The organism is Ligilactobacillus murinus DSM 20452 = NBRC 14221 (assembly GCF_001591685.1).
GTDB classification, from domain to species: Bacteria; Bacillota; Bacilli; order Lactobacillales; family Lactobacillaceae; genus Ligilactobacillus; species Ligilactobacillus murinus.
In genome coordinates this window covers 14,918-27,548 of the sequence record NZ_BCVJ01000027.1, presented here as the reverse complement: position 1 = coordinate 27,548, position 12,631 = coordinate 14,918, and the positions used below count along the sequence as shown (strand labels likewise).

Below are 12,631 nucleotides of genomic sequence, written 5' to 3'. Positions count from 1 at the left end.
TTTTTTATTAGGCACGGCGCTCTTTTTTTAATTTCTCAGCTTGTTTAGCACTCAAGTTGCCGAGGGTGACTAAACGGTCTTCGATCAGGTCTAAAACGTAATTACGATCTGCTTGATTTTCAACAAAATCGTATTTATCGCCATCAATGATCAATAGTTGCGAGAGTTCATAATTTTTTTCAAAATCAGCATAATACCGTAAGAGACGTTGGTAATAATCGATCAATGAAGGATCAGTTGAGATCTGTTCATATTTACGCCCACGTTTTTGGATGCGCTTGATCATCGTATCATAGGAAACTTTGATCAAGACCATCAGATCGGTGTCGTGAGTCGGAGTAGCTGCCTTAAGTTCAGTCAGCATATGGCCTAAAAGTTCTTGATAGGTCGCATATTCGATCTGAGTTGCATTTCCCATATCGGTATTCATCTTCATGAACATCGCATCTTCATAGATCGAGCGATCCAAAATGTTGTTTGGGTGTTGCATAGCTTGCTTCATCATCATAAAACGTCGATTTAAAAAGAAAGTTTGTAACAGATAGGCATAGGGATTAGTAGCATCCTTATCGCCAGCTTGACGTTTTTTGGCTGCGATTTCGTTACCTTTATAAAATAAGGGTAAGACAGGGTTGTCTTCAACGGGTTCAAAGAACGGCTCTGAACCTAATTCTTGGGCCAAGATCTGTGTTAGGCTTGATTTACCTGATCCAATTATCCCAGCTAGTGTGATCATAGAAAGTTCATCCTCTCGGTTAATGTACTTAACTATCTTACATTTTTAGCGCTTGTTTTTCAAATGGTGAATTTACTTGACTAATTGTTATGAGAGGCATATATTTCTCTATATAAAATTTTTTATGTGGCAGACTGTAGGCAAGATGATAGTCTGCCAGAAAGGCTCGTGAGATAATGGAAAAACAAAAAAGACAGCTATTTTTAGGGTCTTTGATCACCCTAGGGATCGTTTACGGAGATATAGGGACTTCACCTTTGTATGTGATGAAGGCTTTATTAGCGGATCTAGGGAGTCCGCAAAACTTGACCCGTGGATATCTTATTGGCTGTCTCTCGTTAGTTTTTTGGACTCTGATGCTGATGACGACGATCAAATATGTTTTGATCGCATTGAAAGCAGATAATCACGGTGAAGGGGGGATCTTTGCCCTATATGCTTTAGTGCGCCATCAAAAAAAGTGGCTGATCGTTCCCGCATTGATCGGTGGGGCCGCTTTGTTAGCTGATGGGACTTTGACCCCAGCAGTGACCGTTACCAGTGCGATCGAAGGCCTAAAGGGGGTTGCATTTGGTCAAAATGTTCCGATCGCATCTCAAAATAGTGTGATCATTGTAACGTTTGTGATCTTATTAGTTTTATTTTTGATCCAACGTTTTGGGACAAGCTTGATCGGTAAGGGCTTTGGACCGGTGATGTTTATCTGGTTTAGCTTTTTAGCGATCGTAGGTCTGATCAATTTAGCTAGTGATCCGGGGATGTTAGTTGCCTTGTCACCACATTATGGTTTAAAATTACTGTTTTCACCAGAAAATAAAGTTGGGATCTTTATTTTAGGGAGCGTCTTTTTGGCAACGACAGGGGCTGAGGCGCTGTATTCAGATATGGGGCATGTTGGAAAGCGCAACATCTATCTGACCTGGCCCTTCGTCTGCACGGCGCTTATATTGAATTATTTTGGCCAAGGAGCATATTTGAGTACACACTTAGCTCAGATAAAAGCCCAAACTAACTTTGAAAATCCATTCTATGCTGTCTTAAGTTCAGATTGGTATTTGTTTGGGGTAGTTTTGGCAACGTTGGCGGCCATTATTGCGTCACAAGCTTTGATCACAGGCTCATTTACTTTAGTTCAAGAAGCAGTCGGGTTAAAACTTTTGCCCCGCATGAAAGTTGAGCATCCTAGTCTTTCGCGCGGGCAGATCTATATTTCTGCAGTCAACTGGTTATTGTGCTTGACTACGACGATCGTTTTATTTTACTTTAAGACTTCTGAACATATGGAAGCAGCTTACGGTCTAGCGATCACCTTGACGATGTTGATGACGACGCTTTTATTATTTGAGTATCTGCGGTCTAAAGAAAAACGGATCAGTGCAGTTTTAGTCTTAAGTTGTTTTAGTGTGATCGAACTGATATTTTTAGCTGCTAGTTTAAGTAAATTCATGCATGGCGGTTATGTGACGGTCTTTATCACCTTGTTGATCTTAAGTTTGATGTTTGTTTGGTTCTTTGGAAATCGACTACGTGAGCGTTATGCAGATCGGTCTGAGATGATCAATTTAAAGGATTATAAGTCGATGTTACAAGCGCTAGCCAAAGATGAAAGTGAACCACTTTTTACAGATAACTTGATCGTTTTAGCTAAGGTAAAGCGCGATCTTAGTGTCAAACGTGAATTGTTGTATTCGATCTTAGATAAAAAGCCTAAGCGTGCTAAAGTTTATTGGTTCGTTACTGTCAATACGACCGATGAGCCCTATACTAACTATTATACGGTCGATATGCTTGGCACACGTAATATCGTCAATTTACAGTTATATTTAGGCTATAAGATGAATCCAAGCGTTAACTTATATCTTTATCAGATAGTTTCTGATCTGATGCAAAAAGATGTTATCGATGAACAGCCACAAAAATATACGACAGTTCCTGGACGGATCGTGGGTAACTTTTCTGTTTTAGCGATCCAAGAAGTTTTATCGCCAGATACGCGTATCTCAGTCTGGATGCGCTTGTTGATCTCGGCCCGGATCTTCATTCAAAATCACAGTACGACACCAGTTCAGTGGTTCGGACTTGAAACTAGTGAGGTCCACCTTGAAAAGGTCCCACTTTTCTTGAAGAAGCGTTCGGTACCTGTGATCGAGCAACGGGTGATCTTAAATCCTAAAGACATCAAACGCAGTACTTGCGAATGATTGATCGCACCCAGTTATTGGGTGCTTTTTCGTGTTTTCCTTAAAATAAAATGTGTTTGTGTGTTTTTTTATAGATTATACGGATAAAATTATTATATTTTAAAAAATAGTTCGATTTTTTATTTTGACAATTATAAGCCACTTTGTTATGCTTAAAGCAACTTGAGGGCTGATCAAGATCTTGATAGCCGCTGGAAAATAGTGTGGTAGTGGTGTCCCCCAAGCTTTTGAGTTTGAAAATAACCAAGAAAGGATATGCTATATCGCTTTCGGTCGTGTTTTATGCGATCCCACATAGATATGGCGGGCGCTTAGATTGAGTAATCGAATTAGTATTGTGATGGGCAGCTATTCTGATTGGGAGACCATGAAAAATACAGCTGCTGTTTTAGATGAATTTGGTGTAAAATATGATAAGGCTGTGATCTCAGCTCATCGTATGCCCGAAGAAATGATGGCCTTTGCTAAAGACGCTGTAGATAATGGGATCGAAGTGATCATTGCGGGGGCTGGTGGTGCGGCCCATCTGCCGGGAATGGTCGCTGCTAATACTGTTTTACCAGTCATTGGTGTTCCAGTTCAGTCACGAGCCTTAAATGGCTTAGATTCGTTGTTATCGATCGTTCAGATGCCAGCGGGGGTTCCAGTCGCAACGACTGCGATCGGTGTAGCAGGCGCTAAAAATGCTGCTCTATTGGCACTACAGATCTTAGGTGTTACCGATAAGACGATCCAAAAAGATCTCCTTGCTTATCGACAGGAAATGCATGATAAAGCTGTGGAAAGCGGTGATCTTCTTGGCTGATACAGAGCAACTCAAACAAGGGCAAACGATCGGGATCATCGGTGGTGGTCAATTGGGGCAAATGCTAGTTTTATCGGCTAAAGCGATGGGGCTAAAGACGATCATTTTAGATCCTGATGCCACTTGTCCAGCTGGGCAGGCAGCTGATGCCCAGATAGTGGCGCCATATGATGATCTTTTGGCTTTAGCAGAATTAGCAAAGCGATCTGATGTTTTGACTTATGAGTTTGAAAATGTCGATCTAGCAGCTTTAGAGCATTTAACAGATGCTAAATTATTACCACAAGGGACAAAATTGCTGCAGATAACTAAGAATCGCTTGGCCGAAAAAACTTTCTTACATGAGCATGGTTTAAAGACCGCTCCATTTAGAGCAGTCAATACAAGGGCAGAGCTTGATCAAGCAGTAGCTCAATTAGGTTTTCCAAGTATTTTAAAGACTTGTGAAGGAGGCTATGATGGTAAAGCTCAGTTTACGCTCAAAGAAGAGGCTGATCTTGACGCTGCCAGCGAATTACTAGTACAAGGACCATGTATCTTAGAGGGCTTTGTGAACTTTTCTTTGGAATGCTCTGTTATGGTCGCGCGAAATGCTAAAGGAGAAGTAACTGTCTTTCCAGTCAGTGAAAATGTTCATCGTGACCATATCTTGCATGAAAGTATCATACCAGCCCGGATCACCTTAAAGGAACAACAAAAAGCACAAACCATTGCAATAAAGATCGCTCAAAGTTTAAATTTACGGGGGATCTTAGGTGTGGAACTTTTTGTAGAGCCTAACGGTGAGATCTACGTCAATGAACTAGCACCACGTCCGCATAATTCAGGACATTATTCGATCGAAGCCTGCAACTTCTCGCAATTTGATATACATAATCGGGCAGTCATGAATTGGCCTTTGCCTAAGATCGAATTGTTGAAACCGGCTATCATGGTCAATATTTTAGGGCAACATAAGGCTTTAAGTGAAGACTTGATCGCCCGAAAGCCACAATGGCATTTCCATGACTATGGCAAAAAAGATGTTAGAGTAGATCGTAAGATGGGGCATATTACGATCTTGACTGACGATCTAGAACAGACTTTAGCTGAGATCAAAGCAACTCAAGTTTGGGATTAAACACAATCAAAGGAGAATCATTAATGATTTCACGTTATACACGGCCTGAAATGGCTGCAATTTGGACAGATGAGAAAAAATTTGAATGTTGGTTAGCGGTTGAATTGGCTGCTGATGAAGCATGGGCTAAATTAGGACATATTCCAGCTGAAGATGTCGAAAAATTAAAGCAAAATGCTAAATTTGACGTTGACCGCATTCAAGAGATCGAAGCGGTGACCCACCATGATGTGATCGCATTTACACGTAATGTATCTGAATCATTAGGGGAAGAAAAAAAATGGGTCCACTATGGTTTGACCAGCACAGACGTGGTCGATACAGCTTATGGTTATCAATTAAAGCAAGCTAACGATATCATTCGAAAAGACCTTGAAGACTTCACTCAGATCGTAGCTGATAAAGCACGAGAACATAAAAATACCGTGATGATGGGACGGACTCACGGTGTTCATGCTGAACCAACAACATTTGGTGCTAAGTTAGCTCGTTGGTATTCAGAAATGAAGCGTAATATCGAACGTTTTGATCGTGCTGCTAAAGGTGTTGAAGCCGGCAAGATCAGTGGTGCGGTCGGAACATATGCTAATATCGATCCTTTTGTTGAAGAATACGTCTGTGAAAAATTAGGGATCCGTGCACAAGAAGTATCGAGTCAAGTCTTGCCACGTGATCTGCATGCTGATTACATGGCTTCTTTAGCTTTGATCGCTACAAGCTTGGAAGAATTTGCAACTGAGATCCGTGGTTTACAAAAATCAGAGACACGTGAAGTCGAAGAATACTTTGCTAAAGGGCAAAAAGGTTCATCTGCAATGCCACATAAGCGTAACCCGATCGGCTCAGAAAATATTTGTGGTTTAGCTCGTGTTTGCCGTGGTCATATGGTCACAGCTTATGAAAATGTTGCTTTATGGCATGAACGTGATATTTCTCATTCTTCTGCCGAACGCATCATTTTACCAGATACAACGATCTTGATCGATTATATGTTGAATCGCTTTGGTCGGATCGTGAAGAATTTGACGGTTTTCCCAGAAAACATGAAGCGCAACATGGATAAGACATTTGGCTTGATCTACAGTGGACGGGTCTTGTTGAAGTTGATCGATACTGGTATGAGCCGTGAAGAAGCTTATGACCTTGTGCAACCATATACAGCTAAAGCTTGGGATGAACAAACACAGTTCCGTCCATTGCTTGAAAGTGATGCAACGATCATGAGCCGCTTATCTAAAGAAGATCTTGATGATGCATTCGATTATCACTGGCACTTGAAACATATTGATGATATTTTTAAACGTGTTGGTTTAGAATAGTTAACTAATATTAAAGAACCTTGATCAAGTGGGTATTAGTCCACTGATCAGGGTTCTTTATTTTGTTTATAAGAAAAAACAATGTACTTTAATAATTATTATTAAGTTTGTGAAAAATTAATAAGCAAATTTATTGCTAACAATTCCTTTATTAGATGCGATGAAAGGGAAAATAATATATATTTTTTAGGTATATTATTTGATGTTTTTGTGTAATGTATGGTGTTTGTAGAGGCTAGGAGGATTGATACAAAAATTGATTTTAAGCTATACGTATAACTTTGGATTAGTTTTTGCTAGAGAGAGGAGATGAAGAAAATGAAAACTAAATTGGTGAGAAAAGTATGTGCTTTGCTTTTGAGCCTGTGTCTACTTTTCTCATTACTTGGTCAAAGTGTACAAGCTTATGGTGATAATATCAGACCTGGGTATATAACTGATGATACAGGAACTTACCCAGCAGCTTCTTGGAAGCCAACAGGCCAAGAAAATGTCATCAATCATCAAGGCGGGAGCATAAGTGGTTGGGACGATAATACGAGTTGGAGTGGCGAGCCAAGTGATACCACTAACTCGTATATCAAGCACGGTGACGCGAATGATCCAGATTTTATGCTCAGAAAATTTGCACGTGAGACCACCACTCCCGGGACTTTTGATGTATTTTTGAATGTTCGTGGCAATTCGGTCCGCCAAGAAAAAACGGTCGATGTAGTTTTCGTTGTCGATACATCGGGCAGTATGAAAGATCATTCACGCTTAGGTTATGCTAAAAAGGAAATCAGTGATTTCATCAATGACATTAGCTCATCAGGATTAGGTAATAATGTTCGAGCAGGATTGGTGAGTTATAGCAGTAGGTCCACTGAGTGGGTGAAGTTAGATAAAGTTGCTAACAATGGAAGTAATATTCGCCAAAAAGTGAATGATTTATCTGCTAGCGGAGGAACATTTACGCAAGCAGGTCTACATGTAGCCTATGAGATGTTACAGGGAAGCGCTAGTGATGAAAAAATGATCATTTTACTAACTGATGGTAGACCTACTTATTCATATCGCGTAGAAAGAGCGATCCAAGAAAATGGTACATTATATGGTACTGATTTTACGTATAATCCACGCTATGTTGAAGGACGTGGCTCGGATGAAAATATTTCAAAACCATATGATGTTCGTGACAAAAATAATCAAAACCAAAGTCATGAAATCAGAACTACTTGGCCAGCTACTTTAGGTGAAGCACGGAATATCAAAAATAACAGTGATATTTCGATCAGAGCTTTAGGTATAAGTATTGATAGTAAGTATGAAGCTAATATGCGCTTACTTTCTAGCCCGGGCCACTACGAAGCTGTTACTTCTGCTGCAGGTATTCAAGCTTACTTAAATAAGCAGACTGACAATGTTATCAGTAGTTTTTCTACGGTAAAGAATGGTGAAGTCACTATTCCATTAGGTGAACAGTATGAGTATGTTGCTTTGGGTGAAGAAACTGTAACATCTGTTGGTTCAAAAGAAGTTGATACGTATAATATCCGAGTTTCTGGTGGTAATGGCGTACCGTTAGTTTGGTCAGGACTTGAGCTTGGAAAAGATCAAGAAGTTCAACTTCACTACCAAGTTCGTCTCAAAACAGGGACAGCAGATTTTGTGCCAAACAAGTGGTATCCGATGAGTGGTGAGACGGTGCTGACGGCTGAGGAGATCTCAGGTGCAAAATTTGGGATCCCATCTGGGAAAGCTCCAGGAATGACGATCGATGTCACTAAAGAGTGGAAGACTTTTAGTCAAACAGAATTGCCAGAAAATATCAGTTTCAAAGTCATCCGTGAAGTGGCTGGAAACGATGAGTGGCAAAACGCAGGTGGTGTATTGACTGCCGGTGACGAGTGGCAAAGAACTTTTGATAAATTGACACTAGCTGACGGTCAAGAAGTAGCCTTAGCTAAATATAATAAACTAGGGGTCGACTATAACTATCAAGTCAGCGAAGAAACTGCCGTAGAGGGCTTTAACACTAAGATCGAGCATCTTGGTGAAAATAAATGGCGCATCCTCAATACTGAGTTAGGTTTGCAGGTCGAAAAACGTGCTAGTCCAAGTGATACTAAGTTAGATGGCGCCGAGTTCAAGTTGGTCAAATACAGTGATGAATTTGTAACTGAAGATCCAAGTTTCAACGAGAAACTAGTTGCTAATAGCAAGGATATCATGAGTGGCCTTAAAAATGGACACTACGCTTTGATTGAGACCAAAGCGCCAACTGGGTATCAAGCCGAGCCAAATGCGCTCAAATTCAGCATCAAAGATGGAAAATTTTTCGATGAAGCAAATAATGAGATCACTGCAACCAATTTGGAATCGGGTCAAGATGGTTTTTATCTGAATCTTTCAAATGATAGCGCTTATATCTTGACGGGTGTTAAATATAATACACTTAAACCATTTGAGTTGAATTTGACCAAAACAGATACTAAGGGCAAACAACTTTCCGGAGCTGAATTTGAGTTAGTGAATGCTAAGGGTGAACAGATCAAATTCGAATACGCTAATGACGCTAAAACCAAGCTCAAGTTCAGTGGTTTAACACCAGGCGAGTATACTTTGACAGAGACAAAGGCTCCAGCAGATCATAAACTTTTGACTACGCCACTTAAATTTACCATCACAGAAGCTGGCAAAGTCGAGTTTGAGAGCGAACCTAAAGATGTCAAAGTTGAACTAACTTCCGGTGCTAAGCAAAATACAATTGATTTTAGGATCGAGAATACACCACTGAAAACAGGGAGCATAAGTGTTGAAAAATATGCTACGAATGGTGAAGCCTTGGCCGATGCTAAATTCAAATTGATCCGTTACACCGATGCGTGGCAGACGCAAGATGGATCTTTTGAAAAGACGATCGTAGCTAATAGTGAAAATGTTTTAACTGAGCTTAAATCAGGTCATTACGGTCTGCAAGAGATCAGCGCTCCAACTGGATATCAGCTCGATGATAGTGTGATCAAATTCAAATGGGAAGACGAAAAGTGGTTCGATGAAAATGGTGAAGAGATCACGGTAGCCAAAACTGGAAAGTTAAATCAACTTTACCTGGACCAGAATAATGCTGAAAAATTGATCATTTCACGGGCGAACCGCTTAAAAGATACTGATCTGACCATCAAAAAAGTTAATGCCTTGACCCAAAAGACATTAGCCGGGGCTGAATTTGAATTAACGGATGAAACAGGTCAACGTTATGATATCACTACAACTGAGGATGGGATCTTTACAGTAACTAACTTACGTCCAGGTGTATATGTCTTAAAAGAAGTCAAAGCGCCTGCTGGTTATGTGAAATTAAGTGATGAGATCGAATTTACGATCACTGAAGATGGTAAGTTGAACGGTAAAGGTAAGATAGAACTAACTACGACGGGGCATAACTTGATCGAATTAAAAGTCAATAACTTTCCAGCTGGGATCTTACCAGAAACAGGTGGACCAGGCGTTTGGCTCTATGTACTCATTGGATCGATCTTAGCCGGGCTTGCTTTTGTCGCTGGCCGCTTTGTCATTAAGAAGCGGGGGGTGTAGGGCATGAAAAAAGTATTCAAATCAATACTCTTGCTGGTCGCGCTCTGTCTGCCACTTTTGGAACAAAGGGTAAACGCTGATGTAACAGAAGAACCTTTACAAGTTATTGTTCAGCACCAGTTTGAAAATCCTGATGGGAGTGAACTAATTTATGGAGCAGATATTGCTTTATCGCTCTATGATATCTCTGAGCAATACCACGATCAGAAAACACCAGCTGACGCAAAGAAATTTATAGAAAGTTTCTCCCAGTTATCAGCGCAACAGCTAAGACGGTATTTGGTAGATAACAAGATCCAAAAGGTCGAAACTGTAACTACGGACGCTACAGGAAAAGCGTATTTTAAAGTGGCGGGCAATGATAATGCATATTTGATAGTGCAAGATCATGCGGTCAAGGGCCAAACGATCTTACCGCTAGCATTTTCGTTACCGTTGCAAAATGAAGATGGAACACCTAAAAATATTGTGGAGCTTTACACTAAGCCGGTCAAATTGACGAGTTGTGCGTATTTTTATAAATACGGTGTCAATGGTGACAAGCAGATCGCATTAGCGGATGCGCAATTTGTCTTAGGGCAAGAAGTTGCCGGTGAAAAGCAATATCTTGCGCTAGATGAAACAAGTTTTGTAGCTAGTGATGATCCGGCTAATGATGCTCAGGTCAAGAAGTTTACTTCAGATGAACAAGGCTTAGTCTTGCACGATTCTGAATTAGCACCAGGACAATACTTCTTTAGTGAAGTTAAAGCGCCAAATGGCTACAGTATTTCTGAAGCGGCTAAACAGATCGAAGTGATCGTTGCTGCTGACATGCAGATCACAGTGGCGGGCGTTCAATTAGTTGAATTGGTAGCTGGAATGGTCCCAAGTAGTTTTACGACCGCGCCTAAGATCTTAAACTATGCCATTTCAGAAGATAAGCCAAATCAGACACCGACTGATAATGTAAATAACGATAACACTTCCTTTGATAACGGTGGACCAAAAGTGTCAAGTGTTGGTGGAATGTTAGCCCAATTGGGTGAGAAGAAAGGTCTGGTCTCCTTGATCGGGATCTTACTGGTAAGTTTTGCAGTTGTTGAATTCATACGTCAAAGAAAAGAAAGAAGTGGAAAACATGAAGAATAAACTTAAAGCGCTCTTTATGAGTTTGTTGTTAGTTGCTTCGGTTTTGATCCCAAGTTTGGCTAGTGCAAAGACGGTCAATGCGGATGAAAATATTCCAGAAAATGTCAATATCACAGTACACAAACGCGTCTTTAAAGATGGTGAATTGCCAGAAAATACGCAAAATACTGGTGAATTGATGCCAAATTTTGGTGGGGAAGCTCTACCTAACGTTGGTTTTACGGTCTACGATATTACAGATGAATATATCGAAAAACTAACTGAAACAAAGGATGCCCAAGAAGCTACGGCTGCGATGGTCGAGCGCTATACTGACGAAAAGCCAGCTACTGCAGCTACTGAACAAAAATTGACCGACAAAAATGGGGTCGTGACCTTTGAAGGGCTAGCTACTAAAGATAATGACAATTTCAAGACATATATCGTTTTAGAAACTAAGTCGGCAAGTGCGATCACGACCAAAGCTGCACCGATGGTTTTGACGATGCCAATGTATGCCTACGATAGTAATGGTGAAGTGACCAGCAAGGTCTTAGACAATATCCATGTTTACCCAAAGAATGTGGAAAATGCGGATAATTACGAAGGTAAACTCACGAAAGAATTAGTAGATGATACAGTTCACCACCACGCTAATGCTTGGGGCGTAAATGCTCTTGATGATAAGATCTTATCACCACGTGTCGGGCGCTTGCTTCAATACAAGGTAACTTACAACGTGCCTGCAACAACGATCTTTGGTACTGACAGTGGTTTGACGATCGTCGATGATCCTGGTCACGGTATCGTGTTACCTGAAAAAGTTGCTAAAGACGCTAATGGCAAAGCAGTTGATACGATCGTTGATTCCTTGAATGCTAAAGAAGCTCAAGTTGATAACGTGGTAGCAACGTGCAATGGTAAGACAGTCAATGCTGAAGTTAAGTATCATGAAGATCAAGTTCAAGATGGGAACTCCTTTTTTGAAATGAAGATCACTGGTGAACAAAATGCAGATCTAGCAGGGGAAACATTAGAGATCACTTACTATGGTTATTTAGCTAAGACGGAAGCTTCAATGGATAAGCCGGTCGACAACAAGATCACAGTTACAGCTGATACGACTAAGGGAGATCAAACTTCAACTGAAGGTGAAACAACACGATTGGCAACACCGTTTGCTTCACGGGCGGCTACAGTTCTTGAGCAAGCGGCTCAAAAACCATTAGCTGTAGGTGGTTACAACTTCCAAAAGGTCGATGCCCAATCCGGTAAGGCTTTAGCAGGTGCAAAATTCGTAGTTTTAGATACAGCTACTGATAATCCAAAGCAATCTGGTTATGTGAAATTCAACCAGAGTGCTAATGGCCGAAATGACCTTAAATGGGTAAAAGAGCGCGAGAATGCAACGGTCTATACTTCTGATAAAGATGGTAACATCGCATTGGAATATTTGCCATATGGTGAGTATCAATTAGTCGAGATCGAAGCGCCAGCTGGCTATGCTAAAGGAAAAGCGCTCGACTTTACAGTTGCTAAGGATACGTATCAAGCAACAAAGAATACGCCAGATAAAGTTAAAAATGCTAAGAAAGGTCTGTTACCTTCAACTGGTAGTTACGGGATCTATATCTTCTTAGTGATCGGTCTTGCTTTAATGGGCGGTGCTTATGTTTGGTTCCGTCGTATTAGAAAAAATGACAATGTCTAAAACAAATTAGACTGAAAAGAGGCGGGGAAACTCGACCTCTTTTTTATTAC

8 protein-coding genes are annotated in these 12,631 nt (G+C 40.7%); 7 read left to right on the top strand and 1 reads right to left on the bottom strand.

Annotation, left to right across the window (positions count from 1 at the left end):
• Window positions 1–7: 7 nt before the first annotated feature.
• Window positions 8–736, bottom strand: coding sequence for a deoxynucleoside kinase (locus LMU01S_RS06425; protein WP_056960011.1), 729 nt, complete (start codon window positions 734–736; stop codon window positions 8–10).
• Window positions 737–912: 176 nt separating this feature from the next.
• Between LMU01S_RS06425 and LMU01S_RS06420 the strand changes: the two genes are divergently transcribed.
• The 7 genes from LMU01S_RS06420 to LMU01S_RS06390 all read left to right on the top strand — a co-directional run bounded on the left by LMU01S_RS06420 (window position 913) and on the right by LMU01S_RS06390 (window position 12,581).
• Window positions 913–2,937 (top strand): KUP/HAK/KT family potassium transporter, encoded by a 2,025-nt coding sequence (locus tag LMU01S_RS06420; protein WP_056960009.1) that lies wholly within the window; start codon window positions 913–915, stop codon window positions 2,935–2,937.
• Between the two features lie 367 nt (window positions 2,938–3,304).
• Complete coding sequence (gene purE, locus LMU01S_RS06415; protein WP_369947051.1) at window positions 3,305–3,742, top strand: 5-(carboxyamino)imidazole ribonucleotide mutase; 438 nt, start codon at window positions 3,305–3,307, stop codon at window positions 3,740–3,742.
• Window positions 3,705–4,862 (top strand): 5-(carboxyamino)imidazole ribonucleotide synthase, encoded by a 1,158-nt coding sequence (gene purK, locus LMU01S_RS06410; RefSeq protein WP_056960005.1) that lies wholly within the window; start codon window positions 3,705–3,707, stop codon window positions 4,860–4,862. Before purE ends, purK begins: the two co-directional genes overlap by 38 nt.
• A gap of 23 nt (window positions 4,863–4,885) precedes the next feature.
• Window positions 4,886–6,181, top strand: a complete 1,296-nt coding sequence (purB, locus tag LMU01S_RS06405) for an adenylosuccinate lyase (RefSeq protein ID WP_056960004.1) — start codon at window positions 4,886–4,888, stop codon at window positions 6,179–6,181.
• Window positions 6,182–6,499: 318 nt separating this feature from the next.
• Complete coding sequence (locus LMU01S_RS06400; RefSeq protein WP_056960002.1) at window positions 6,500–9,760, top strand: SpaA isopeptide-forming pilin-related protein; 3,261 nt, start codon at window positions 6,500–6,502, stop codon at window positions 9,758–9,760.
• 3 nt (window positions 9,761–9,763) lie between these two features.
• Window positions 9,764–10,891 (top strand): SpaA isopeptide-forming pilin-related protein, encoded by a 1,128-nt coding sequence (locus LMU01S_RS06395; RefSeq protein WP_056960000.1) that lies wholly within the window; start codon window positions 9,764–9,766, stop codon window positions 10,889–10,891.
• Window positions 10,881–12,581, top strand: coding sequence for a SpaH/EbpB family LPXTG-anchored major pilin (locus LMU01S_RS06390; RefSeq protein ID WP_056959998.1), 1,701 nt, complete (start codon window positions 10,881–10,883; stop codon window positions 12,579–12,581). The genes LMU01S_RS06395 and LMU01S_RS06390 overlap by 11 nt, the downstream gene beginning before the upstream one ends.
• The last annotated feature ends 50 nt before the right edge of the window (window positions 12,582–12,631 follow it).